Source organism: Hymenobacter cheonanensis, from assembly GCF_030581075.1.
Taxonomy (GTDB): Bacteria; Bacteroidota; Bacteroidia; order Cytophagales; family Hymenobacteraceae; genus Hymenobacter.
On sequence record NZ_JAUQSW010000015.1, the window covers coordinates 90,287 to 115,131 of the forward strand.

Consider the following 24,845-nt stretch of genomic DNA (forward strand, 5'->3'; position numbering starts at 1 on the left):
CCGGGCCAGCCCGGCCAGGGGCCGCCGCGCAGCGCTAGAATCCCAGGTTTACACCCACGATGAAGGCGCGCGTAACGGGGTAGTTGCTGCCACCCTGGAAGGAGATGTTGGCGGCATTAACGCCCTGCGAGGAGTCGAAGCGGGTCGAGTAAGAGAGCGCATCCGGGTCGATGGCCTTGTTGTGCTGGAAGTACTTGTCGGCCGCCCAGATGTAGGGGTTCTGCACCTGCACGTAAATGCGGGTGCTGCTCATGAACGCGGCCTTGGCCCAGGCGGCGGGCAGCGTGTAGCCCAGGTCGATGCTGCGCACTTTGATAAATGTGCCGCTGTGGTAGCCCAGGGTAGAGCCGTAGGTAGGCCACTCGTTGGCGCGGGGTGTCTGGTCGGGCTCGGGGTAGGTGTTGCTGGGGTTGGCGGGCACGCCGCCCGGCGTCTGCGGGGTCAGGTTGGCCGGAATACCGCTGGAGTAGTAGTCGAAGTTTATCTGGTTGCGGCGGCCGGTGTTAGTGGCGTAGTAGCTAGGGCCAAACGAGTAGGGGTCTACCACGGTGGCGCCCACGCGGGTCAGCGCTACCACCGTCAGGTCGAAGCCCTTGAAGCGGAAACGGTTGGTGAGGCCAGCCTCAAACTTGGGCTGGCGCGAGCCCACAATCACGCGGTCGTTGGCGTTGATGACGCCGTCGCCGTTCACATCCTCCACCTTAATCTGGCCCACCTTGCTGCCGTACTTCTTGGCCTGGTCAGCCTCCGAGGCCTGCCACACGCCCAGGTTGCGGTAATCGTAGATTACGTAGAGCGGCTGGCCAATGAAGCGCTGGTTGCCCACGTCGTCGCGCTTGCTGCCGTCGGCGTTGGTCAGGTTCAAATCGAGCACTTTTTCGCGGTTCACGGTGAAGTTCCAGTCGGTGCTCCACTCAAAGCCGCCCAGGTCTTTAGCCCGCACGTTCACGGTGGTCAAGGAAATTTCAACGCCGCGGTTCTGGGTCTGGCCGGCATTGCGCAAAAACGAGCTGTAGCCGCTGGCGGTGGGCAGGGCGTCGGGCAGCAGCAGGTCGCTGGTGCGCTGCTGGTACACTTCCACGCTACCCGTGAGGCGGTTCTGGAAGAAGCCGAAGTCGAGGCCGAAGTTGGTGGTGGTGGTGTACTCCCAGCCCAGGTCGGGGTTCGGAATGGCCGAAGGAATAACGCCAATGCCGCCGGTGGTGCCGTAGTTGTAATAGCCGTTGCCGATGCCCGTGATGAGCGCGCCCTGCGTCTGGTAGGGGTTGATGGCGGTGCTGCCCACCCGGCCCAGGCTAGCGCGCAGCTTCAGGGTATTGAGCCAGGAATAATCCTTCAGGAACGACTCGTTGGCGATGTTCCAGGCCACGGCAGCCGAGGGGAACAGGTTGGTTTTGTGGCCCGGCGCCAGGCGCGACGAGCGGTCGATGCGCGCCGTAAGCGTGGCCGAGTAGCGGTTGTCGTAGGCGTAGTTGATACGGCCCATGTACGACTCCAGCGCCCAGTCGATGGGCTGCGTGTTGTTGCTAACGGTGCTCGGCGTACCCGCCCCCAGGTTGTCGGCCAGTTGGAAGTCGGCCAGCGTACCCCGCACCGCGCCCTGGAAGCCGTCGGCGTGGTAGGTCTGGCGGCTGTAGAGGGCCGTCACGTTCAGGTCGTGCTTCTCGGCAAAGTTGCGGTTGTACGTTAGAATGTTCTCCGCCAGCAGGTTATAGGCAATGCTCGACGAGCGGCTGGCCGTGTTTACCCCACCGCCGTTGTTGGGCGTTACCGAAGCATAGAACGACTCGTCGGCCTGGGTGCGGCCATCAAGGCCCACATTGAGCCGGTAGTCGAGGCCCTTCGCAATGTTCACCTGCCCGTAGATGCTGTTGAACGAGCGCAGGCGGCGGCTGCGGTCGAGGTGGGCGTTGGGCGCGTACAGCGTCAGCGGGTTCGAGCCCGCGTTGTCGCCGTTGGGGTAGAGCACCAACTGGCCATTCTGGTCGTAGGGCGAAGCCAGGGGGCTAGTGGTGAGAATCTGATACAACACGTTCACGTTCGGGTCGTTGGCGTTGGTGAACGTGTTGAGCGAGTTGACACCTACCTTAACGCGCTTGCCAATCTGCTGGTCGAGGGTAGCGCGCAGCGAGTAGCGCTGAAAGCGCTGCACCGGCACGATGCCCGTTTCGTCGTAGTAGCCCAGCGAAGCCGAATACTGCGTCTGCTCGGTGCCACCACTAACCCCTAGGGTATGGTTCTGAATGTGGCCTTTCTGAAACAGCAGGCTCTGGTAGTCGGTCGTTTTGCCGGCAGCGTAGTTGTTGCGCTCATCCTGGGTCAGGAACGACGGGTTGCTAGGGTCAAACGTGGGGCTCTGCGTGCGGTAGGCTTCGAGCTTGTAGTTGTAGTACTGCGTACCGTTCATCAGGTCGAAGCGGCCGTAGATGTCCTTCATGCCGTAGTAGCCGGCGTAGGTGGCGCGGGCCGCGCTGCTCTTGCCGCGGCGGGTCGTAATCAGAATAACCCCGTTGGCACCCCTAGCGCCATAAATGGCCGTGGAACTGGCGTCCTTCAGCACTTCGAGCGAGGTGATGTCGTCGGGGTTCAGGTCGTTGAGGCTGCCGTCGAAGGGCACGCCATCCACCACCAGCAGCGGGTCGTTGGAGCCCGAGAGCGAGCGGCTACCCCGGATGCGGATGGTGGGCGCCTGGCCCGGCGCCGTGCCGTTGCTCGATACTGTGATGCCGGCCGCGCGGCCCTGCAGGGCCTGGCCCACGTTGGCCACCGGCACGTCGCGCAGCTGCTCGTCGCTCACGCTCGAGATGGCGCCCGTTACCTGGCTTTTCTTCTGGGTACCGTAGCCCACCACCTGCACCTCGTTGAGGGCCTGGGTTTCGGGCACCAGGGCCTGGCTCAGGTTGGTGCGCTTGCCCACGGCTACTTCCTGCCGGGTGTAGCCCACCGAGCTGAACACCAGCACGCTGTTATCGTTAGGTACCGTCACGGTGTAGTTGCCGTCCGCGTCGGTAGTGGCCCCGGTGGTGGTGCCTTTTACTACCACCGTCACGCCCGGAATGCCCTCGCCGTTGTCGGAAGTGATGCGGCCACTCACGGTGTGGGTGCCGGCCACTTGGGCGTAGGCAACCTGCGGGGCTAGCGGGGCCAGGCCGCCACTGAGAAGAAGGAGCGGCACCAGCCGCGACCATTTCAAGCCCTTAAGCGGGCGAGCGGAAGGTATGCGTGTGTTCATGGGGTGGGAAACTTGAAAAGTGAAAAGCAGAAGGAAACGGCCCGCTCGGGGCGAGTCAGCATTAGAAACCAATAGAATTGCCCCCATCCACGGGCAAGGACACGCCCGTGATGTAGCGCGCGCCCTCCGAGGCCAGAAACACGGCGGCGTGGCCGATGTCGCTGGGCTTGCCAAACTTGCCCATCGGGGTGCGGCGCATGGCGCGGTCGCGGCGGTCGGGGTCCGAGTTCATGGCCGTGCGGCTCATCTCGGTTTCTATGAAGCCGGGGGCGATGGCGTTGATGCGCACGCCGTGGGCCGAAAACTCGGAGGCCAGCACCTTCACCATGCCTTCCACGGCCGACTTGGAGGCCGCGTAGGCCACCACGCGGTCGATGCCGTAGTAGGCGGCCATCGACGAAATCATGAGGATAACGCCGCTGCCCCGGGGCACCATGCGCTTGGCGGCAGCCCGCGTGAGGGCAAACACGGCCGTGAGGTTGGTGTGAATAATGCGGCTAAAATCCTCGTCGGTAACTTCCAGCGCGGGCTTCTTCATGTTGATGCCGGCGTTGTTGACCAGGATGTCGAGTGGGCCGTGGGCGGCTTCCACCTGCTCCACCAGCTCATCGAGGCTAGCCAGGTCGCAGATATCGTTCACCACGAAGTGGGCGCCCTCCCCTAGCTCGGCGGCCGAGTCTTGCAGCACCGCTTCGCGGCGGCCAGTAATGATGACCGTGGCGCCGGCCGTGAGCATGCAGCGGGCTATTTCGAGTCCAATACCCGTGCCGCCGCCCGTGATGAGCGCCACCCGCCCGGCCAGCGAAAACACGTCGCCCAGCGGGGCCGAATCGGGCGTGGTAGTGGCCGCGTGGCCGTTGCCGTTAGAAGAGAGTATCGAGGAGTTCATAAGCAGAATAAAGCCGGAGCGAACAGGGTGGGAATTACTTGAGCTGGTAGAGCTGCACGAGCTGCTTGATGTCGGCCAGCGAGCGGGTAGGCGGGGCGAAAGGCGCCGGAATGGGCTGCTTGGCTATCGACTGGAAGTAGAGCACGCAGGCATCGCGCCACCACAGGGCCTCTTTGCGCTGGGTTTGGAGGCGGGCCGCCACGTCGGCATACAGGGCGGGGTCGAGGGCGGGGCGGGCGGCTAGCCACTGCTTTTGCAGCCAGAGCACCGAGTCGGCGCCGGTGTAGTAGCGGGTGGCCAGCTCGTTCCAGAGGGTGCGGCCGGTGCTGAGCTTTTGCGTCCAGGGCACGTGGTGAAACCAGAGGAGGTAGTTGAGCGGGCAGGTTTGGGCGTTGCCCCACTCCTTCTGCACCTCGGGCTTGTAGAGGGCCAGCGCGTTGGAGCCCGTGGCCGTGCGGTCGAAACCCAGGCCGATGGAATCGGCTTTGTGGTAATAAACCGCCGTCCAGTCGGGCCGGCCCGACTTGGCCAGCCAGGGCTGCGGGCCGTAGTGAATGCTCTCGCCCATAATGTGGTGCAGGCCCAGCGGCATGGTGTAGCGCACGTAGATGCTGCGCGACTGCCCCAGCAAGTCGGTAATGGTGCGCACGGCGGCCGGCTCGGTGGTCAGCGTCATGCGGGTCCACTCGCGGGCGATGGCGGCGGGGTCCAGCTCATGGTCCCAGGCTAGCCGGCCGAAGGCGTACCAGTTGGCCTGGCCCACCGGGTGGCCGGTCCAGTTGCGGTCCGAGCCGATGTTGGCCACGCCCGCAATGGCGCTCAGTGCGTGGTTATCAACCGAGCCATCCACTACCCTGGCCACCGTCGAGCCGGGGCCCTTGGCGTAGGTATCGGCCTCCAGCACTTCCTTGATGAGCGGCCCCAGGTACACTAAGTGCGTGGCGAAGCCCAGGTATTCCTGCGTCAGCTGCACTTCCAGCACCAGCGGCGTGCGGGGCATGGCCCCAAACAGGGGGTGAAACGGCTCGCGGGCCATGAAATCAATCGGCCCGTTTTTCACCTGCACCAATACTTTGGGGTCAAACTTGCCGTCGAGGGGCTGAAACTCCTCGTAGGCCTGCTTGAAGCGGTCCTTGCTACCGGCCTGGTACACAAAAGCGCGCCACATCACCACGCCATCGTGGTGGCCGAGTGCCTGGGCTAGCATGTTGGCGCCGTCGGCGTGGGTGCGGTTGTAGTCCTGCGGGCCGGGCTCGCCCTCCGAGTTGGCCTTTACCAGAAAGCCGCCGAAATCGGGGATGGCTTTATAAATTTCATCGCTCTTGGCGGCCCACCACTGCTTCACGGCAGGGTCGAGCGGGTCGGCGGTGGCTAGCCCGCCCAGCACCTTAGGCGCCGCCCAAAATACCGACAGGTACACCCGCTGCCCATACGGCCGCAGCACGCCCGCCAGGGCCGCCACCTTGCCTATATACTCGGCCGAGAGGTAGCGTGCGCTGGCATTCACATTGTTGACTACCACACCATTGATACCGATAGAGGCATTGGCGCGGGCGTAGTCGGTGTAGCGCGGGTCGAGGCGCTCGGGCAGCTCGTACCATTTCCAAATCGAAGAGCCGGCGTAGCCGCGCTCCACGGTGCCATTGGGGTTATCCCAGTGGTTGAGCAGCCGAAAATTGATGCGCGGGCTGCTGCTCAGGCTAAGGCCGGCCAGCGGCTGGCCCGTCTGCACCTGCCGCAGCAGCGCAAAAGCCCCGTAGAGCACCGCCCGGTCGGTACGGCCCGTGATAACGAGGTTGTTCTTCTCCGGGAAAATGCGGTAGCCCTCCGCCTTTAGCGCTGGGCTAGCCGAGGCATCCACGCGCAGCACGATGCCGCCCGTGCGGCTGCCCGCGGTGGCTACTACCGGCACCGCCTGCCCCAGCAGGCCGCTCAGCCCACGCTGCAATTCGGCGCTGGCGGCGCGCAATACCGGCGTGCTGCCGGGGCTAGCCACAAATTGCGCCGCCCGCGCAACTTGCTGTCGTTCAGCAGTATTAGCCACGCGGTCGTACTTCAGCCACAGGCGGTAGCCGTCGTCGGCGCGGCTCGGGGCCGCGGCGGCTAGGCACAGAAAGAGCAGAAGTACGTTGCGGAGCAACACGGCGGGCGGGTGGGAAACGTGGAGGGTAGTCAGGCAGTTAGGCAGGCGAAACGCAGAGGTGTTTCGCCTTTATAGCAGCATGCGGCGTACGCCGTATTCGAGGCCGCGCAGCTCGGCTAACCCGCGCAGGCGGCCGATGGCCGAGTAGCCGGGGTAAGTGCGCTTGTTGGTGCTCAGGTCGTCGAGCATCTGGTGGCCGTGGTCGGGGCGCATGGGCAGCGGCGGGCGGGTGTCGCCGGCGGCCTCGCGGCGCAACTCTTCCTGCACCAGGGCCCGCACCACGGCGTACATATCCACGTCGCCGGCCAAGTGGTCGGCCTCGTGGAAGTTGCGCGGGTTTTCCTCGCGCTTGGTGGTGCGCAGGTGCACAAAGTGAATGCGCGGGCCAAAGCGCTCGGCCATACCGGCCAGGTCATTATCGGGCCGCACCCCCAGCGAGCCAGTGCAGAAGGTCAGCCCGTTGGCGGGCACGTCGCAGGCGGCCAGCAGGCCAGCCAGGTCGGCCTCGGTGCTCACCACGCGGGGCAGGCCCAGCAGCGGGAAGGGCGGGTCGTCGGGGTGAATGCAGAGGCCGATGCCTACTTCCTCGGCCACCGGCGCTACTTGCTGGATGAAATAGTGCAGGTTGGCGGTGAGAGTAACGGCGTCAATCGACTTGTATTCATTCAGATAAGCCTGGAAGCTACTCAGCTCAAAGGCCTCTTCCGAGCCGGGCAGACCTAGCAGGGTGGTGTTGGTGAGCTGGGTTACGGCTTCGGGGCTCATGCTGGCAAACTGCTGGCGGGCGGCCTCGGCCACGGCGGGCTCGTAATCGGCCTCGGCACCGGGGCGCTTGAGAATGCACAAGTCAAACACGGCAAAATCCTGCCACACGAAGCGCAGCGCCCGCGAGCCATCGGGCATTTCGTAGCTCAAATCGGTGCGCGACCAGTCGAGCACAGGCATGAAATTGTAGCACACCGTGCGGATGCCGCAGGCCGCCAGATTGCGCAGGCTCTGCTGATAATTGGCAATGTATTCGTCGCGGCTGGGCCGGCCCTTCTTGATGTCCTCGTGCACCGGCAAACTCTCAACCACAGCCCAGTGCAGCGGCGAATGGGTCTGATTAGCGGCCTCGATAAGCTGCTGGCGCGCCCGGATTTCGGCCACCGGCCACACCGCGCCCACGGGCAGCTGGTGCAGCGCCGACACCACCCCGGCGCAGCCCGCCTGGCGAATATCGAAGAGCGAAACCGGGTCGTTGGGCCCGAACCAGCGCATGGTATGCAGCATGGCAGTCGAAATAGAATAGTACAATTTTTTACCCACCGCCGAAGACCACTTTATCAGTTGATAAGCTAGCCGTTGGCAACGGGCCGGGGAGGAATCTGATTCAAATGTAAAGGCAGCGTTACCACTTGCTGAAACCTAAAAACCTCAAATTCAAGTAAAATACTTTCAAAACCTATCGGAAACGTTTTCGCAATCGTTGCCGATAGGTTATCTTAGCGAAATATTTTTTTAGCAATCATTTTTAGCTGGCTACTTCGTAGCTTCTCCCCGACCTTCGCATTATCCACCTTTCTTCCCACCCTTGCCTCATGGTTAAATGTGTTAAGTGCAGCCTCGCCGACGACGTGATGAAAGCGGGCTTCGTGCGGGGGCGGCAGCGGTTCTTCTGCAAGTCCTGCGAGTACCATTTCACGGCCGAGAAGCCGGCCGGCACCCCTAGCCGCAAGCGCCACCAGGCCACCATTGCCGACGTGGCCCGGCAGGTGGGCGTGGCGCCGTCCACGGTATCGCGGGCCCTCAATGGGCACTCCGATATCAGCCCGCTCACGCGTCAGGCCATTCTGGAGGCGGCGCAGCAGCTCGACTACCAGCCCAACCTGCTGGCCCAGAGCCTGAAAAGCCAGGCTACCAATACCATTGGCGTGCTGATTCCTGACCTGGAGCGGCCGTTTTTCGCTACCGCCGTCAGCGGCATTCAGCAAGTGGCCACCAAGGCGGGCTACCGGGTAATGATTTGCCAGTCGAAGGAGTCGTACGAGGCCGAGGTGAGCAACGTGCAGGCCTTGATAGCCAGCCGGGTAGATGGCCTGCTCATCTGCCACTCGCGCGAAACCGAGAATTTTGACCACGTGAAAGACCCCGCGCGGCGCGGTATTCCGGTCATCCACTTCGACCGGGTGTGCAATGAGGTGAACAGCGCCAAAGTCATCCTTGATGACCGGCTGGGAGCTTTTACCATCACCGAGCACCTCATTGAGCAGGGCTGTCGGCGCATTGCCATTCTGGCGGGGCCCGAGTCGCTGCTCATCAGCCGGCAGCGGCAGGCGGGCTACCTCAGCGCGCTGCGCAAGCACGGCCTGCCCACCACCGAGGAGTTGTGCGCCCACATCGACTTCCGGCCCACCTCCGCAGTGGCCGCCCTCGATGCCTGGCTGGCCCTGCCCGAGCCACCCGACGCCATTTTTGCCATCAACTACACCAATGCCTTCGACCTGCTGCTGGCCCTGCGCCAGCGCGGCGTGCGCGTGCCCGAGGACATGGCCATCGTGGGCTTCGGCGACGAATTCCTGGCCAGCCTCATCGAGCCGGGCCTCACCACGGTCGATTTGCACCCCTTCCGTATCGGCCAGCAGGCGGCTAGCCTCTTCCTGGAGCAAATGGCGCAGAAGGAGGACTTTCAGCCCCGCACCTGCGTAATATCCAGCGAGTTGGTTATCCGGCAGTCGTCGCTGAAAGGGAAGGGCGAGAAGTTGAAAGTACTGGTTTAGAACTGTTCTGGCGGGTCACTTCACCCCCCGGCCCCCTCTCCTTGGGGAGAGGGGAAGCCACAGCGGCATTTACCGAGCACTATAACAGAAAAGCGCTCAGCAACCGCTGAGCGCTTTTCTGTTTTTAGAACAAATCGTAAGGCTCCCCCTCTCCCTAAGGAGAGGGGGCCGGGGGGTGAGGTAACCCGCTAAAACGGCACCTTAAAAGCTTTGTACCATGTTGTTGTGCAGCGTGCGGGGCGTCCAATACCCGCTGGCGATGATGCGGCGGATGGTGAAGAGCGGGTCCTGCTGGTCGCGCTTCTCGGCCAGGCTGAAAGCGGCCACGAAGCCGCGCTTTTTCAGCTCGGGGAAAGCCTGGGTGTTCCAGAGGCCGAAGGGGTAGGCGAAGTACTTGATTTTCTTGCCCGTAATGTCTTCCAGCGTCTTGGTAGGCTTGTCGATTTGGGTTTCCCAATCCTTACCCTGGTACTTTTTCACGTTGTGATGGTCCCAGGTATGCGAGCCGATTTGGTTGCCCTCGTCGGAGAGCTGCTTCACCATGTCCTTGGTCATGTAGTGCGGGCGGCCGAGGCTCACGGTCATCACAAAGTACACGCCTTTGTAGCCGTACTGGCTCAGGGTGGGCCTAGCGATGGTGAATTGGTCGAGGTCGGTATCGTCGAAGGTCAGCATCACCGGCTTGCTGGGCAGCTTGGCGCCGGTGGTGAGGTAGGCGTAGAGCTGGTCGGGCTGAATGGTGTGGTAGCCGCTGTCGGCCAGCATCTTAATCTGGGCCTTGAACTGCGCGATGGGAATGATGTAGTCCTTAGCGCCTTTCGAGTCGCGGGCCGTCCAGTCGCGAATCTGGTGGTAGCACAGAATCGGCACCTGCGGGCGGGCGTAGATGGCGGCCGCGTCGCTGGCCTTGACGGCCGGAATGGTGCTGGGGTCGGGGCCGGGCTTGGCGTTGGCCTCGTCGGCGGCCACGGCGGCGGTGCCCGTGGTGGGTGCCGTTTCGTCGATTTTAGCCGAGTCGTTTTTGCCGGTGGCCTCGGCGTCGGGGGTGGTGCGGGCCTCGCCGGTGGTGGCGGTTTTCGAGTCGCAGGCGGCTAGGCTCAGCGTGGCAGCCACCAGGGCGGCAACCGGAAACAGGTTTTTCAAGGAAGCAATTAAAAAGCCGGCGGGGCGCAACGGCGGACGAAGGGTGTACTTTTGCACAAAGCAACAACCCCCACAGCGGATGAACAAACTACACGGCACCGGCGTGGCCCTGGTGACCCCCTTTACCGCCACCGGCGCGGTCGATATGGCAGCCTGGGAGCGCCTGCTCGATTTCAACATCGCAGGCGGCGTCGAATACCTGGTAATCAACGGCACAACGGGCGAGTCGCCCACCGTCACGGCTTCGGAAAAGAATGAATTGCTGGACGTTGCCCGCCGGCACGTGGCCGGCCGCGTGCCGCTTGTGTACGGCATCGGTGGCAACGACACGGCCGCTGTAGAGCACCAGCTGCGCAGCTTCGACCCTAGCGGCATTGAGGCCATTCTGTCGGCTAGCCCCGCTTACAACAAGCCTAGCCAGGCGGGCATACTGGCTCATTATCAGCGCCTCGCTGAGGCTTCGCCCCTACCCCTCATCCTCTACAACGTGCCCGGCCGCACCGGCTCCAACCTCTCGACCGATACTACGCTCAAGCTGGCGCAGCACGACAATATTATCGGCATCAAGGAGGCGAGCGGCAACGTGGAGCAGTGCCTGGCCATCTTGGCGAAAAAGCCGGCCGATTTCCTGTTTTGGAGCGGCGATGACATGCTCACGCTGCCGCTCATTGCCTGCGGCGGCCAGGGCATTATCTCGGTGCTGGGCAACGCATTTCCGCAGAAATTCAGCGACATGACCCGTGCTGCGCTGGCCGGCGACTTTGCCCGCGCCAGCCAGCTGCTCTATTATTTCGTGGGCCTGAACCCGCTGATGTACGAAGAGGGCAACCCCGTGGGCGTGAAGGCCGCGCTAGCCCTGCAAGGCGTGTGCGAGCCCGCCGTGCGCCTGCCCCTGGTGCCCGCCAGCGAGAGCCTGACGGCGCGCATTAAGGCGCTGTTGTAAGCTATGTTTGCCTACCTTGTTTGCCTATGCACCTTACCAAAGTAGCCGATAATATTTTCACGGTCGAAGATTTTCTCACGCGCGCCGAGTGCTTACAGTACATTGTGCGCAGTGAGGAAATCGGCTACGAGCTGGCCAAGGTGAACACGGCGAGCGGCAGCAAGGTCAAGACCGACGTGCGCAACAACAGCCGGGCCTTTCTCAACAGTGAGGAGCTAGCGCAGGAGTTGTGGCAGAAGCTCGCGCCCTGCGCGCCGGCTCGGTTAGGCAATAGCACGGCCATCGGCCTCAATGAGCTGTTTCGCTTTTATCGCTACCAGCGCGGGCATAAGTTTAAGGGTCATTACGATGAAAGCTACGTCCGCAACGCGCAGGAGGCAAGCTATTTCACCTTTATGGTGTACCTGAACGACAACTTTCAGGGCGGCGACACCACGTTTCGGGGCGTGCGCATCCGGCCCCGGCAGGGCATGGCGCTGCTTTTCCTGCACAGCCTCTACCACGAGGGCAGCGAGGTGACGCAGGGCGTGAAATACGTGCTGCGCTCCGATGTAATGTACCGCACCGAAACCCCGGCTACGGAGGCCTAGCCCGCATTCGGGGGCTCTTTTTCAGGGAGCGGGGCTAGCCCGCTGCTCGGGCGCAAACGACTCGGCTTCCACGAAAATGCGCTTGAACTCGGGGTGCCGGGCCCGGATGGCTTTTTCGAGGCGGCCCACGGCGTCTTCGACCTGCTGGGCGGATAGGTCCTGCCGAAAGCGCACGTCGAGCGCCAGGAAGGCCTCGGTGGGCCCGAGGTACATGGACATGGGCGGGCGCATGCTTTGCACGGCGGGGTCGGCCTGGGCCAGCGCTTGCAGGCTAGCGCGGGTGGCGTCGTCGATGCCCTCGCCCACCAGCAGGCCCCGCGTTTCCTTGAGCATGAACACGGCCATGCCGATGAGCAGCACGCCGATGGCCAGGGAGGCCCCGCCGTCGAAATACGGATTATTGAGCAGGTGCCCGAAATACACGCCGCCCAGCGCGATAACCAGGCCCACGAGCGCGGCCAGGTCTTCGAGCAGAATGGCGTACACGGCCGGGTCGCGGCTGGCGCGCAGGGCCTGCCAGAAGCCGGCGTCGCCACGCGTTTTGTTGAATTCGCGGAAGGCCAGCGAGCAGGCGATGCCTTCGAAGAGCACGGCCAGGCCCAGTACCCAGTAGTTCCAGGTGGGGTCGGTGAGCGGGGCGGGCTTCTCAATGTGAATCCAGCCTTCGTAGAGCGAGAGGCCGCCGCCCACCGCAAAGATGAGCACGGCCACTATCATCGTCCAGAAATACAGCTCTTTGCCGTGGCCGAAGGGGTGCTCGTCGTCGGCCGCCTTGCTGGCCCGCGACAGGCCTAGCAAGATGAGCAGTCCGTTGCCGGTATCGACCAGTGAGTGGATGCCTTCGGAGAGCATGGCCGCGCTGCCCGTAAAAAACGCCGCCGTAAACTTGGCCGCCGCAATGGCAAGGTTGGCCCCGATGGCCCCGTAAACGACTATTTTAGAACCTCCGGCCATTGGGCAAATTAGGAGTTATGAATTGACTCGAAAGGTGGCACAGCGGCTAAGCAGTTGCTGGCGAGTACCGGGACATGGCTAGCTAGCCGCGCTTTCCTTACGCTCATTCGGCCGCGCCGTTGGCCGCTCACTCATAATTCTTAATTAAAAATTCATAATTGAACTCCGGCTACCAGCCGCTGGCCAGCACATCAGCGATGTGCATCGTTTTGATAGCCAGCTTCTCGCGCTTGATGTACGCCTCCAGGTGCATGAGGCAGCTCACGTCGGTGCTCACGATGTAGTCGGCGCCAGTGGCCAGGGCATGCTCGACCTTTTGCTGCGCCATGGCCACCGAAATTGCCTCAAACTTGACGGCAAACGTGCCGCCGAAGCCGCAGCAGGTGGTGGTTTCGGCCATCTCGACGCGGCGGAGGCCGGCCACGCCATCGAGCAGCCGGCGCGGCGCCTCCCGGATGCCGCACTCGCGCAGCGCCGAGCAGGAGTCGTGGTAGGTGTAGGTGCCGGGCAGGCTAGCCCCCGGAATAGTGCTGATGTTCAGCACATCAGTCAGAAACTCGGTAAGCTCGTAGGTGCGGGCCTGCACGCCCTGGCACATATAATGCTCCTCACGTTCCGTAAACAGATGAGTGTACGCATTGCGCACCATACCCACGCACGAGGCCGAAGGGCTGACTATGTAGCGCATTTCGCCGCTGGCAGGCGGGGCAAAGTCGCTTAGAAACTTGTGCCCAATATCCCAGCTCTCGGCTTTGTAGCCCGCATTATAGGCCGGCTGGCCGCAGCAGGTTTGGGCGGGGTTGTAGTGCACCTGGCAGCCGGCTTTTTCCAGCACCTTCACCATGTTTAGGGCGGTGTGCGGGTAAAGCTGGTCGACGAAGCAGGGGATGAAAATATCGACTTTGGGAACTTGCGACACGGTTATGAATTGGCCCTGTGGCCTTGTAGATAAAAACCTAAAAAACTCATTGCCATCACAAAAATGAACAGTGCTCCCCAAATCAACCCGGTTGATGCGCTTTTGCGCAACTCTTCAATAGGGTAGATTATTTCTTGTTCAGTTTCTACTTGAAAGGCTTTGCGACACCCGGCAGTAGTTTGACTAAAAAAGCTATTGTCATAGTAGACCATCGCCTGCTTACTATAACGCAGCTTATCTGCTAAAACACTGAGTTTATCATCGCAGTCCGGCGAGCGAATAGCGAAAGTATCCTTGCTGCCAATCAAGGAAAAGCGTAGATAAGTAAGCGGAGGATTGGTTCTTGAGTACTTTACTTCGATAGAACCTGGCACTCCTGAAACCTTGCTTAGCTTTTTCAAATCAGCCCTAAACTCTCGCCAAATCATTGTAAACTGCCAGCTAATACCCAACAAGAGTAATAGCAAAAGGAAGCGGCCTAATATTTTCTTTTGATTTTCTTCGGGCATTTCGCTACGCAAAAGCTAAAACTGAGCTTGCCATTTGCTGCGCTTGCATCAGTGATTTTTTATCTAGCCCTAATTCTTCGCCCTCTTCCTCCAGATACGCCACCAAATTCTCCGTCGCCATATTGCCCGTGAGCACGTCGGCCGCCATGGGGCAGCCGCCGATGCCGCCGAGGGCGCCGTCGAAGCGGCGGCAGCCGGCCTGGTAGGCGGCCTGCACTTTCTCGCGCCAGGTGGTGGGCGTGGTATGCAGGTGCGCGCCAAACTCAATCTGCGGGAAGGCCGGAATCAGCTCCTCAAACAAGGGCGTGATGAGCGCGGGCGTGCTCACGCCGATGGTGTCGGACAGGGCCACGATGCGCACCCCTAGCGCGGCAAGCTGCTGCGTGAAGTCGGCTACCACGGCGGGGCTGTACGCGTCGCCGTAGGGGTTGCCGAAGCCCATTGAGAGGTACACCACCAGCGTTTTGCCCACGCGCTCGCAGAGCGCGTGCATGGCGGCTACGTCGGCGAGGGCCTCGGTGATGGTTTGATTGGTGTTGCGGCGTTGGAAGGTTTCGCTGACGGAGAGCGGGAAGCCCAAGTAGCTGATTTCGGGGTGGGTGGCGGCTTGCTCGGCCCCGCGTAGGTTGGCCACGATGGCCAGCAGCTTGGTCTTAGTCTGGCTAAGGTCGAGGCCGGCGAGGACTTCGGCGGTGTCGCGCAGCTGCGGAATGGCCTTGGGCGACACAAACGAGCCGAAGTCGAGCACGTCGAAGCCCACGGCCAGCAGCTGCTGGAGGTAGGCCGTTTTGGTGGCGGTCGGAATGAAGGCATGCAGGCCCTGCATGGCATCGCGCGGGCATTCGGTGAGGACGACGGGGTGGGTGGGCATAGTAAGGCGAAGGTAGAAAATCCCCGTCATTGCGGGCCGGCGACGCAAGCGCACCCGAACGACCCTAGCACGAATCGTTCGGATGCACTTGCTGCGCTGCGCTCGCAATGACACCCGGTTTTAGTCGAACTTGCCCGGCGGCGCGGGCGTTGGGCAGGTATGCTTTTCTCGTTTTTCGCACCCCCTGACAGGCGGCAGGCCGGGGGCTTTTTAGTGGTGCTGCTAGCCCTGCTGGCTTCGTGCAGCAAGCCCCAGACCCTGGCGGCTTTATTTCAAAAAACCACCCCGCACGACGATTACGCCCGCGCCCTCGACCGCGCCGGCTTGCAGGAAGCCGCGCTGGGCCGGCAGTGGCAGCAGGCCGCCGCCCAGGCCCTGCGCGACTCACTCACCGTGACGCTGCCCGTGCTCGAAACCGGGTATTTCCGCCCCGAGCAGCCCACGGCGGCCAGCTACCGCTACGCCGTGCGGGCCGGCGAGCTGGTGCACGTGCGCCTCACGCTGGCGCCCGGCCCGGTGCTGGCCCCGCGCGTGTTTGTCGATGCCTTTGCGCTAGCCCCCGGCCAGCCGCCCGAGCTGCTGAAGTGGACCGCCACCGACACCACCGCCGCTGACACCTACGACTACAGCTACCCGGTGGCCAACGATGGCCAGCACCTGCTGCGCGTGCAGCCCGAGCTGCTGGCCGCCGGGCGCTACACGCTGCGCCTGTGGCGCGGGCCGGGGCTAGGGCTGTTTCCGGTGAAGGGGCGCACCGACCAGGCCATCGGCAGCTTCTGGGGCAATGGGCGCGACGGCGGCGCGCGGCGCCACGAGGGCGTCGATATTTTCGCCCCGCGCGGCACGCCCGCCGTGGCCGCCACCGATGGCTACATCACCCGCACCGGCGAAACTACCCTCGGCGGCCGCGTGGTGTGGCTGGCCGATGCCCAGGGCCAGCACCTCTACTACGCCCACCTCGACCGGCAGCTGGTGCAGCCCGGCCAGCGCGTGCGCGCCGGCGACACGCTGGGCCTGGTGGGCAACACCGGCAACGCCCGCACCACGGCACCGCACCTGCACTTCGGCATTTACCGCGCGGGCGGCGCCGTAGACCCCTGGCCGTTTCTGCACCGCGCCGATGCCGTGCCCGCCGCCCTGCCGGGCCCCGACCGCCGGGGCGAGTGGGTGCGCGCCAGCGCGGCCAGCCGGCAGCTACCCGCCACCCTGCCCCTGCTGGTGCTGGGCCAGCGCGCCGGCTATCTGCGGGTAGAGCTGCCTGGCGGGCAGCGGCGCTACGTGGCCGCCCGCGCCGTGGCGGTGGCGCAGCCGCTGCGGCGCTTCACGCTGGCGGCAGCCCACGAAATTCAGTTGGCGCCCGCGGCGGGCGCGCCGGCGCTGGCGGCCTGGCCGCTGCACACGCCAGTGGCCGTGCTGGGCCAAAGCGCCGGCTACTCGCTCTTGCGTGGCCCGGCCGGGCAGCAAGGCTGGGCTAAAATATAAGCCGCGGCGCTACCAGGGGCAAACCACCGGTCAGGCAAAGAATTACGTATGGCGGCGCGTAAATTCGCTTCGCCTTATTTCTTTTCCATGAACCTGCACTTATTACGCAGCACCTCTAGTATAGCTATTTATTATGACAGCTGGAACAACTGGCTTTTTGCCGACTGGCACGGCGAGCTAACCCTGCCCGCCGTGCAGGTGGCCTGCCTCGAGCTGGGCCGCTGCGTGCTGGGGCGCCCCTACGCCCGGGTGCTCAACAGCAATGTGCAAGTCACTACCACCCAGTGGGAAGTAGCCGGCTGGCTCGCCCAGGAGTTTCTACCCTTCCTGACCCTGGCCGGCGTCGAAAAATTTGCCTGGGTTTGTGCGCCCGGCCTGCGCGGCCGCAACATTGTGCAAACCATCATCAACCGGCTGCCCCTGTTGCAGCTAGCCATCTTCGATGAGCTGGACGAGGCCGTGAGCTGGCTGCAGCAAAACCCCGGCGAGTATGCCACGGGCTGCGGCCTGCCGCTGCGCCCCACCGAGTCGCAGTCGAAGCTGGCCCGGGCCGTGCAGCAGCTCGAGTTGTTGCTGCGTACCAAGGCGGCGGCCTCTAGCGGCGCGTAGCACGCGCAGCGGCAGGCGCGCGCTGCTTTTCTACCCAGCGGCCAGCGGCCGCCCCGGCCCCTCGTTAACCGGCAATTTGCCGGGGCAGGCCCCTTAGTGCCCCACCGGCGCACTAAGGGGCCTGCCGCTACAGCCAGGGCGGTGCGGCTCTTCTGGCGGTGGGCAAGCGTACTTACTGCTGCCACCGCCCGGTAGCTACCAGGGCCCGCGCGGCAAAGAAACCCGCTGCCCATCTTGCCGTTAGAGAAATTTTAGAAAGCAGGGCAATCCGGCGGAACTTTTTCTTTCGTTTATGTCGGCATGGATAAACTTGCTACCCCGCGCCCCAGCCTCCTTGCCCGCATGCAAACCGCCACCTGGCAAGACCAGCTGCGCGCCAGCGTGCGCCTCTACCTGGAACTGGGCGCCCGGCCTAGCCTGGCCCAGGAAGCCGATGCCTTGCTGCAGCGCACCGAAGCCGAGCTGCTCGCCTACCTGCTGGCCGGCCCCCCACCCACGCCACCCGAGCGCCAGCGGGCCCAGCAGCTGCTCGATATGGCCCAGTATGCGCTGCTCGACTCGCAGCTGCAAGAGTCGCTACGCCCCGGCGAGCAGCCCGGCTTTGCGCGCCGGCCGCCCTGCCCTAACTAGCTAAGCAGCTGCCTGGTATTGATTGAACAGACCTGTAAAGCGGTTGTCATTGCGGCGCTACGCTTGCAATGACAACCGCTTTTTGCTGACTTAAACAGCTTCTGAGAGGTCAGCAGCACGGGCAGAGATTTGGGCTGCTGCGGTAATGGCCGCGTGGGCGCCAGCGGTGCTTTATCGAATTGAAAACCGGGCGCAGCTAACGCGAGGCAAGGGCCGGGCCGGGCAGAAATGGCGCGCAAGGGCAGCCCGGCGGTACTATTCGGGCAGTGGCTTGCCTAAAGCTGGCTAGCCGTGCGTAGCTTTACTGATACTGGCTAGGCGTGCTTTTTTTCGAGTAATAACTGGTCAGCAGGCTCCGTTCTTTTCGGGCGGCAAGTGGGACGTTGCTTTTCTAGGTATCCACTTACCTGTCTGCCCACTTACCCGCCCTTCTATGCCCGCAGAGCTATCGTCTCCGGTCCAATTTCCCACCCCTACGCTGCCCGTTGCCCGGCCCGGTGCGGCGGCCAGCGCCCCCCGCCGGCGCCCGGCGGCTAGCTGGCTGCTGGCGCTGCTGCTCTGGCTGCTGAGCGGGGCGGCCACCACCGCCCTGGCGCAGGTGGCCGCCCCGCCGCCCGAGTGCAGCCAGGACGAGAAATTTGCCAACACCTGGTACTTCGGCTATAAGGCGGGGCTCGATTTCAACTCGGCTACCGACTCCATTCCGCCCAAAGTGCTCACCGATGGCCAAATGACGGCCCCCGCCGGCTCAGGGATAATGTCGGATGGTACCGGCAAGATTCTCTTTTACAGCAACGGCGACACCATCTGGAATGCCAACGGCAGCATCATGACCAATGGCACGGGCCTGGGCGGCAACCGGCTGGTGACCGATGGGCCGCTGCCCATCCGGCTGCCCGGCAGCCCGCCCCCCGGCACGGCGGGGGCCGCCACGCGCTACCTCATTTTTACGCAAGACGCGGCGGGCGGCCCCAAGGGCCTGAGCTGGTCGGAGATTATTATTCCGGCCGGCGGCGGGCCCGGCACGGTGGTAGCCGCCACCAAAAACACGCCGCTCACCCAGGGCACCACCGAGAAAATGACGGGCGTATTTCACAAAAACGGCTGCGACATCTGGATTATCGTGCACGGCTGGGGCGATGCTAAGTCGGGCACCGCCAACCGCGGCGACGCCTTTCTGGCCTACCGCGTGCGGCTGGTAGGCGGGGCTGGCCTGGGCCCGGTGCTCATCGACGCGCCGGTTATCTCGGCTGTGGGCTCGCTGCACGCGCCGAGCGCCTCGCCGCTAGGCTACCGCGGGCAGATGAAGGTGACGCCCAACGGCCAGCAGCTAGCCGTGGCCCGCTACAGCGAGGTGCTGGGCGATAGCAGCAGCACCGTTGAGCTATTTAACTTCGACACCAGCACGGGCACGGTGAGCGTCAATCCGCGGGTGCCGTACATCGTTGACCGTGGCGAAGGCAAGTACTACGGGGTCGATTTCTCGGCCGGCGGCAAGCTCTACGCCACCGTCATGAACCCGCCCAAGCTGCTGCAATTCAACGTCAGCGGCACGGGCCCGCTGAACAAGCAGAGCCTGCCGCTCAAGCAAAAAACGCCCGTGAACCTGGGTTCGCTGCAAGCCGCACCCGATGGCAAGATTTACGTGGCCCGCGAAAACCAGCCGGCCCTGGGCTTCATTGCCCACCCCGACTCGGTGGGGGCCAAGGCCCTTTACGCCGACGACAGCGTGACGCTGCAGCTGAGCGGCCGCCGCAGTGGCCTGGGGCTGGTCAATTTCAACCAAAGCTCGCTGCTGCGGGTGGGGCCCAGCGCGGAGATAACCGGCTGCCGCCAAATCACCTTTACGGCGCCGCCCATTGACTTCGACAACAAAACCTACTCCTGGAAATTTGGCGACGGGGCCACCTCTACCGAGGAAAACCCGGTGCACGTGTATGCTACGCCCGGTACCTACACGGTAACCCTGCGCATTACCACCAATTGCTTTTGCCGCGAAAGCACGGGCTCTATTCTGGTACCGAACCTCCCCGTGCCGGGTAGCATTGCGGCTCCGCAGACGCTATGCGCCGGCACGGCCCCGGCCCCGCTCACCAGCACGGCCAGTGCCTTCAGCGATGGCGGCCTGCCGCTCGTTTACCAGTGGCAATCCTCCTCGGATAATGTCACCTTCGCGGATATCAGCGGCGCTACGGGGGTTAGCTACACGCCCCCAGGCACGCTGCCGGTTGGCACTACCTACTTCAAGCGGCGGGTGCAGCTGCTGCTGCCAAACCAGTCGGGCCCTTACTGCACGCCCACCTTTACTGCCTCGGTAGCCATTACCGTGCTGCCCGCCCTGGCGGCCGGCACCATTGCTGCCGACCAGGCGGTGTGCGCCGGCAGCCCGGTGGCCCCGCTCACGAGCACGGCCCCGGCCACGGGCGGCAGCGGCACGTTTGCCTACCAGTGGGAAGCCTCGCCGGACAACGTGACCTGGACGGCCATTGCCGGGGCCACGGGCGAAACATATTCGCCCGGTGCGCTCACCGTTACCACCTATTTCCGGCGTCAGGTAAGCTCCGGCGCCTGCTCGGCTAAGCCTTCCAACCCGGTTAAAATAACCGTGGCCCCGGTCCTGTTGGCCGGCCGCATCGGCACCAGCCAGGCCCTGTGCGGGGGCGCCACGGCTAGCCCCCTCACCAGCGACAGCGTGGCCACGGGCGGCCTGGGCGCCATCACCTACCAGTGGGAAGCCTCGACTGATAACGTAACCTGGACGGCCATTGCGGGCGCTACCGGGCCCACGTATGCGCCGGGCGCGCTCACGGTCACGACCTATTTCCGGCGCCGGGCCAGCTCGGGCAGCGGCTGCGCGCCGGCGGTGTCTAACGTTGTCACCATCACGGTATCGCCGGCCCTGGTGGCCGGCACTATAGCCGCCGACCAGACGCTGTGCCCGGGTGCTACCCCGGCCGCCCTCACCAGCACGGCGGGGGCTAGCGGCGGCACCGGCACGTACACCTACCAATGGCAGTCATCGCCCGATAACGCCACCTGGACGAACATTGCGGGTGCCACCGGCCCCACGTATGCGCCGGGCATTCTGACGGCTACCACTTACTTCCGCCGCCAGGTAACCTCGGGGGCCTGCGGCCCGGCGTACTCGCCGGCCGTTACGCTCACCGTGCTGCCGGCCTTGAGCGCGGGCACCATAGCCGCCAGCCAAACGGTGTGCGCGGGCACCGCGCCGGCCCCGCTTACCAGCGCCAGCGCGGCTAGCGGGGGCACGGGCACGTTTGCCTACCAGTGGGAAGCGTCGTCGGACAACGTGACCTGGACGGCCATTGGGGGCGCTACGGGCGAAACCTACGCGCCCGGCCCGCTCGCGGCCACTACCTACTACCGCCGCCAGGTAACCGCCGGCGCCTGCACCACCACGCCCTCCAACGTGGTGACCATTACGGTGGCTCCCGCGCTCGTGGCCGGTAGCATTGCCGCCGACCAGGCCCTGTGTGCGGGCAGTACTCCCGCCCCGCTCACCAGCAGTGCCCCCGCCAGCGGGGGCGCCGGCCCGCTCAGTTACCAGTGGCAGTCCTCGGCGGATAACGTAACCTGGGCGAACATCGCCGGGGCTACGGGCGAAACCTACGCGCCCGGCCCGCTCGCGGCTACTACCTATTTCCGGCGTCAGGCCTCGTCGGGGGTCTGCGGGCCGGCGGTGTCTAACGTGGTCACCATCACGGTAACCCCGGCCCTGGCGGCCGGCACCATCGGGGCCGACCAAACTATTTGCCTGGGCGTCACCCCGGCCACCCTCACCAGCACGGCGGGGGCTAGCGGCGGCACCGGCAGTTTCAGCTACCAGTGGGAATCATCGCCGGACAATAGCGCCTGGACGGCTATTGCGGGCGCCACGGGCGCCGACTATGCGCCGGGCCCGCTCGCAACTACCACGTACTTCCGGCGCCGGGTAACGTCGGGCGCCTGCGGGCCGGTGTATTCCGCGTCCGTTGCCGTGCGGGTATTGCCCACGCTGACCCCGGGCAGCATTGCGGCCGACCAGGACATTTGCTCCGGCGCCACGCCGGCCCCCCTCACAAGCATCAGTGAGGCTAGCGGCGGCACCGGCAGCTACACGTACCAGTGGGAATCCTCGGCTGATAATTCCAACTGGACGGTCATTGCCGGCGCTACCAGCGCGACTTATGCGCCGGGCGCGCTCACGGCCACTACCTACTTCCGGCGGCGGGCTACTTCGGGTACCTGCGCCGCACCGGTTTCTAATGTTGTTGCGGTGCGCGTGACGCCCGCCGTAACGCCCACCGTAACCCTGGCCACCCCGCCGGTGCAGTGCCCCGGCACGCCGCTCACCTTCACGGCCGTGGTCACGAACGCGGGTGCCGCGCCCACCTTCCGCTGGCTCGTCAATGGCGTGGCCGTGGCCACCGGGCCTACCTTCACCAGCAGCACGCTCGTAACCGGCGACCAGGTGCAGGTAGAGGTGACGCCTACCGTGGGCCTGTGCAGCACGGGCCTGGCCACGGCCACCGTCACCATTACGCGCACGCCCACGCCGCTGCCTACGCTGGCCATTACGGCGCAGCCCAGCGGCCCCGTTTGCCAGGGCGACCCGCTCACGTTCAGCATCGCCAGCGTAACCGGCGCCGGCCCTGCGCCTACCTACCAGTGGCAGGTGAATGGCACCGACGTGGCCGGGGCCACCACCCCGGTTTTCACCAGCACCACGCTGCGCGATGGCCAGACCGTGACGCTGCGCCTGCGCACCACCAACGACTGCGGCCAGGTAGTAACGGTCGTTTCGGCGGGCATAGTCGTGCGCATTCAGCCGCCGGTGGTGGTGAATGCCGGGCCCGACAAGGAGATTCTGGCCGGCACCTCGGTGGTGCTGGAGGGCAGCGCCGATGGCACCTACCCCGTAACGTGGACGCCCAGCGCCAGCCTCACCATTCCGGCCAGTGACCCGCTGCACCCCATTGCGGCGCCCTTGGTCACGACCACCTACACCCTCTCGGCGGGGGCCGGCGGCTGCGCCAGCTCCGACCAGGTAACCGTGACCGTGCGCCCGGCCATTCGCATCCCCAATGCCTTCACGCCCAACGGCGATGGCCGCGACGACACCTGGCAGATTGAGTTCATCGAGCAGTTCCCCGATAATACCGTGACCGTGTTCAACCGCTGGGGCAACAAGATTTTCTCGGCCGAAAACTACAGCCGGGCCAACGAGTGGCGCGGCGACATCAACGGCCAGCCCGCGCCGGTGGGCACCTACTACTACGTCGTCGTTACGAAGGGCCCGCTGGGCAAGTCCTACGCGGGCTCCATTACGATTCTGTACTAAGCAGCAGCCCGTTCGGTGGGGCTCAGCACTGCCGAACGGGGTTTTATCCAGCTCATCGACAAGGTATTATCCGCTATGAAAAAGATTTTATTGGGCGCGCTAGGGCCGCTGCTGCTGGCCGCCGGGCCGGCCCTGGCCCAGCAGCAGGCGCAGTACAGCCAGTACATGAACAATAATTACATCATCAACCCGGGGGCCACGGGCGTGGAGGATTATATCGACCTCAAGGCCAGCTACCGCACCCAGTGGACGGGCCTGGAGGGGGCGCCCAAAACCTACTACGTCAGCGGCAGCTCCTCATTGGCCCCCTGGCGGGGCACCGACAACCGCCCCCGGCGCGAGCCGCTGCGGGGGTTTCACGCGGTGGGCGGCCTGGTGTACAACGACGTGACCGGGCCCACGAGCCGGCTAGGGGTCTACGGCTCCTACGCCTACAACGCGGTGCTTACGCGCACCATCCGGCTGTCGCTGGGCGTATCGGCCGGCATGCAGCAGTTCTCCGTCGATGGCAATCAGCTACACTTTTTTGACCCTACTACTGTGGCGGCCAGCGCCGCCTCGCGGGTGGTCGATGCCTCGGCCGGCCTGTGGCTCTACAGCCCCGATTTTTACCTGGGGCTGTCGGGGGCGCAGCTGTTTGGCAATCAGCTCGACTTTGCCTACGGGCCCAATCAGCTAGGGGTGGGTGCGCCCGGCAACTCCCTCAAGCGGCACTACTTTGCCACGGCCGGGGTGCGGGTGCCGCTGAGCGAAGACTTTTCGCTGGTGCCGTCGGTGCTGCTCAAGTCGGTGAACCCGGCGCCACTTTCGCTCGATATCAATGCCAAGCTCAAGTACCGCGACCTGCTGTGGGCCGGCGTGTCGTGGCGCGCCTTCGACGCGGTGGTGGCCATGGTGGGTCTCAGCTACGAGCAGTTTACGCTGGGCTACTCCTACGATGCCGGCACCAGCCAGCTGGCCGGCTACAACGGCGGCAGCCACGAAATACTGATAGGGCTGCGGCTCAAGAAGAAAAACCAGAGCACGTGCGTCAGTAAATTTTGGTAAGGCGGCCTCAGCGGGCGGTGGCCCGGGCTGCCGGCTAGCGGCGAGTGGCCAGGCGCAGGCAGGGGAAAGCTTCAGCATCGGCAGGCGAAAGCGCCGCGGGCGCCCACGGCAAGCGCCGCGCTGAGGAATTGCGCCGGTGCCCGGCCGGCCATTCCACCGGGTGCCTTCTTCGCTCGCTTAATGCGTGACAACGCGGCTAACCGGGCTACTGCCCGGGCTGTTCTCAGTTTTTAAGCTGCGTCGCTTTTGGCGGTAGTGCTACTAAGATGCGCTGCCTGCGCCTTCCGCTCATCCTACCCAACGCCCGCACCTGAACGTGCTGACGCAAGGCTTCCACCGGCGGGGGCTGGCCCCCTTAGGGTTGGTAGGTTACCAATATTTTTACCGGCGCCCCGTAAATACTGCCGGAAGCATTGCTGGCAGGCGTGCTTCAATCGGACCAGCTGGCATTTGAAGCACACCAGCATCTTGACGCAGGAATTTACCCTAGCCCAAGTGGAATTGAAACTGAAATTCGTGGTTGCCTATCCAGCCGTACCGGAGGGTATTAATCGGAACAGGCAGAATTGAAAAAAGCTGATACTTTTCACTAACATCTTGCTTTACAATTCATTAAGCAAACCAAACGGAATTGGAACATTTGTGGCGCACTCACTTGGCGACCTCATACTTGGGTATCACTTGAATTGAGGGAATTGAAATTTAATAGCGCCCGGCCGGTTCTAGCTCACCAGGCAGTTTAAATAGGAGCCGGTGGAATTGAAATAGCGTCCGGCGATTTGCG

General features: G+C 64.0%; 17 protein-coding genes. 8 read left to right on the forward strand and 9 right to left on the reverse strand.

Annotated elements, in window-relative coordinates; all coding sequences use genetic code 11:
- Positions 1–34: 34 nt before the first annotated feature.
- The 4 genes from Q5H89_RS21930 to uxuA all read right to left on the reverse strand — a co-directional run bounded on the left by Q5H89_RS21930 (position 35) and on the right by uxuA (position 7,536).
- Positions 35–3,232 carry a SusC/RagA family TonB-linked outer membrane protein gene (locus Q5H89_RS21930; RefSeq protein WP_305021475.1) on the reverse strand — a complete coding sequence of 1,066 codons (3,198 nt, stop codon included), beginning with the start codon at positions 3,230–3,232 and terminating at the stop codon, positions 35–37.
- Positions 3,233–3,293: 61 nt separating this feature from the next.
- Entirely contained in the window at positions 3,294–4,121 is an 828-nt protein-coding gene (locus Q5H89_RS21935; RefSeq protein WP_305021476.1) for an SDR family NAD(P)-dependent oxidoreductase, read from the reverse strand.
- A 34-nt stretch (positions 4,122–4,155) separates the two neighbouring features.
- Positions 4,156–6,264, reverse strand: a complete 2,109-nt coding sequence (locus Q5H89_RS21940; RefSeq protein ID WP_369810690.1) for an alpha-glucuronidase family glycosyl hydrolase — start codon at positions 6,262–6,264, stop codon at positions 4,156–4,158.
- A 69-nt stretch (positions 6,265–6,333) separates the two neighbouring features.
- Positions 6,334–7,536: a mannonate dehydratase gene (gene uxuA, locus Q5H89_RS21945; protein ID WP_305021477.1), complete on the reverse strand. Its 1,203-nt coding sequence runs from the start codon at positions 7,534–7,536 to the stop codon at positions 6,334–6,336.
- A gap of 308 nt (positions 7,537–7,844) precedes the next feature.
- On the opposite strand from uxuA, the gene Q5H89_RS21950 reads away from it, so the two are divergent.
- Positions 7,845–9,023 (forward strand): LacI family DNA-binding transcriptional regulator, encoded by a 1,179-nt coding sequence (locus Q5H89_RS21950; RefSeq protein WP_305021478.1) that lies wholly within the window; start codon positions 7,845–7,847, stop codon positions 9,021–9,023.
- A gap of 201 nt (positions 9,024–9,224) precedes the next feature.
- Here the strand turns inward: Q5H89_RS21950 and Q5H89_RS21955 are convergent, their stop codons facing one another.
- A complete protein-coding gene (locus tag Q5H89_RS21955; RefSeq protein ID WP_305021479.1) occupies positions 9,225–10,166 on the reverse strand; it encodes a polysaccharide deacetylase family protein in 942 nt (313 codons plus the stop codon).
- Between the two features lie 79 nt (positions 10,167–10,245).
- Here Q5H89_RS21955 and dapA point away from each other — a divergent pair, with 79 nt between their 5' ends.
- Both dapA and Q5H89_RS21965 read left to right on the forward strand, forming a co-directional pair.
- Positions 10,246–11,109, forward strand: coding sequence for a 4-hydroxy-tetrahydrodipicolinate synthase (gene dapA / locus Q5H89_RS21960; RefSeq protein ID WP_305021480.1), 864 nt, complete (start codon positions 10,246–10,248; stop codon positions 11,107–11,109).
- 26 nt (positions 11,110–11,135) lie between these two features.
- Positions 11,136–11,699, forward strand: a complete 564-nt coding sequence (locus Q5H89_RS21965; protein WP_305021481.1) for a 2OG-Fe(II) oxygenase — start codon at positions 11,136–11,138, stop codon at positions 11,697–11,699.
- A gap of 21 nt (positions 11,700–11,720) precedes the next feature.
- On the opposite strand, the gene Q5H89_RS21970 is transcribed toward Q5H89_RS21965, so the two are convergent.
- The 4 genes from Q5H89_RS21970 to Q5H89_RS21985 form a co-directional block, all read right to left on the reverse strand.
- On the reverse strand, positions 11,721–12,653 hold the full coding sequence (locus tag Q5H89_RS21970) for a cation diffusion facilitator family transporter (protein WP_305021482.1): 933 nt from the start codon (positions 12,651–12,653) through the stop codon (positions 11,721–11,723).
- A 169-nt stretch (positions 12,654–12,822) separates the two neighbouring features.
- Positions 12,823–13,572, reverse strand: a complete 750-nt coding sequence (locus Q5H89_RS21975) for a (Fe-S)-binding protein (RefSeq protein WP_305021483.1) — start codon at positions 13,570–13,572, stop codon at positions 12,823–12,825.
- Between the two features lie 2 nt (positions 13,573–13,574).
- Positions 13,575–14,081 (reverse strand): hypothetical protein, encoded by a 507-nt coding sequence (locus Q5H89_RS21980; RefSeq protein ID WP_305021484.1) that lies wholly within the window; start codon positions 14,079–14,081, stop codon positions 13,575–13,577.
- A gap of 4 nt (positions 14,082–14,085) precedes the next feature.
- Positions 14,086–14,952: a hydroxymethylglutaryl-CoA lyase gene (locus Q5H89_RS21985; protein WP_305021485.1), complete on the reverse strand. Its 867-nt coding sequence runs from the start codon at positions 14,950–14,952 to the stop codon at positions 14,086–14,088.
- A 159-nt stretch (positions 14,953–15,111) separates the two neighbouring features.
- Between Q5H89_RS21985 and Q5H89_RS21990 the strand changes: the two genes are divergently transcribed.
- The 5 genes from Q5H89_RS21990 (at position 15,112) to Q5H89_RS22010 (ending at position 24,061) form a co-directional block, all read left to right on the forward strand.
- The gene (locus Q5H89_RS21990; protein WP_305021486.1) at positions 15,112–16,434 is read left to right on the forward strand and encodes a M23 family metallopeptidase; all 1,323 of its coding nucleotides are present in this window, start codon (positions 15,112–15,114) and stop codon (positions 16,432–16,434) included.
- 87 nt (positions 16,435–16,521) lie between these two features.
- Positions 16,522–17,043: a hypothetical protein gene (locus Q5H89_RS21995; RefSeq protein WP_305021487.1), complete on the forward strand. Its 522-nt coding sequence runs from the start codon at positions 16,522–16,524 to the stop codon at positions 17,041–17,043.
- A gap of 342 nt (positions 17,044–17,385) precedes the next feature.
- The gene (locus Q5H89_RS22000) at positions 17,386–17,673 is read left to right on the forward strand and encodes a hypothetical protein (protein ID WP_305021488.1); all 288 of its coding nucleotides are present in this window, start codon (positions 17,386–17,388) and stop codon (positions 17,671–17,673) included.
- 433 nt (positions 17,674–18,106) lie between these two features.
- Positions 18,107–23,014, forward strand: coding sequence for a T9SS type B sorting domain-containing protein (locus tag Q5H89_RS22005; RefSeq protein ID WP_305021489.1), 4,908 nt, complete (start codon positions 18,107–18,109; stop codon positions 23,012–23,014).
- A 75-nt stretch (positions 23,015–23,089) separates the two neighbouring features.
- Positions 23,090–24,061 (forward strand): PorP/SprF family type IX secretion system membrane protein, encoded by a 972-nt coding sequence (locus tag Q5H89_RS22010; protein WP_305021490.1) that lies wholly within the window; start codon positions 23,090–23,092, stop codon positions 24,059–24,061.
- The last annotated feature ends 784 nt before the right edge of the window (positions 24,062–24,845 follow it).

Excerpts from the sequence above, each read along its gene's own strand:
- Q5H89_RS21980 (WP_305021484.1), bottom strand. The coding sequence starts at position 14,081 with ATGCCCGAAGAAAATCAAAAGAAAATATTAGGCCGCTTCCTTTTGCTA.
- Q5H89_RS21970 (WP_305021482.1), bottom strand. The coding sequence starts at position 12,653 with ATGGCCGGAGGTTCTAAAATAGTCGTTTACGGGGCCATCGGGGCCAAC.
- Q5H89_RS21935 (WP_305021476.1), bottom strand. The coding sequence starts at position 4,121 with ATGAACTCCTCGATACTCTCTTCTAACGGCAACGGCCACGCGGCCACT.
- Q5H89_RS21950 (WP_305021478.1), top strand. The coding sequence starts at position 7,845 with ATGGTTAAATGTGTTAAGTGCAGCCTCGCCGACGACGTGATGAAAGCG.
- Q5H89_RS21965 (WP_305021481.1), top strand. The coding sequence starts at position 11,136 with ATGCACCTTACCAAAGTAGCCGATAATATTTTCACGGTCGAAGATTTT.
- Q5H89_RS21985 (WP_305021485.1), bottom strand. The coding sequence starts at position 14,952 with ATGCCCACCCACCCCGTCGTCCTCACCGAATGCCCGCGCGATGCCATG.
- Q5H89_RS22010 (WP_305021490.1), top strand. The coding sequence starts at position 23,090 with ATGAAAAAGATTTTATTGGGCGCGCTAGGGCCGCTGCTGCTGGCCGCC.
- dapA (WP_305021480.1), top strand. The coding sequence starts at position 10,246 with ATGAACAAACTACACGGCACCGGCGTGGCCCTGGTGACCCCCTTTACC.
- Q5H89_RS21995 (WP_305021487.1), top strand. The coding sequence starts at position 16,522 with ATGAACCTGCACTTATTACGCAGCACCTCTAGTATAGCTATTTATTAT.
- Q5H89_RS22005 (WP_305021489.1), top strand. The coding sequence starts at position 18,107 with ATGCCCGCAGAGCTATCGTCTCCGGTCCAATTTCCCACCCCTACGCTG.
- Q5H89_RS21930 (WP_305021475.1), bottom strand. The coding sequence starts at position 3,232 with ATGAACACACGCATACCTTCCGCTCGCCCGCTTAAGGGCTTGAAATGG.
- Q5H89_RS21990 (WP_305021486.1), top strand. The coding sequence starts at position 15,112 with ATGCTTTTCTCGTTTTTCGCACCCCCTGACAGGCGGCAGGCCGGGGGC.
- uxuA (WP_305021477.1), bottom strand. The coding sequence starts at position 7,536 with ATGCTGCATACCATGCGCTGGTTCGGGCCCAACGACCCGGTTTCGCTC.
- Q5H89_RS22000 (WP_305021488.1), top strand. The coding sequence starts at position 17,386 with ATGCAAACCGCCACCTGGCAAGACCAGCTGCGCGCCAGCGTGCGCCTC.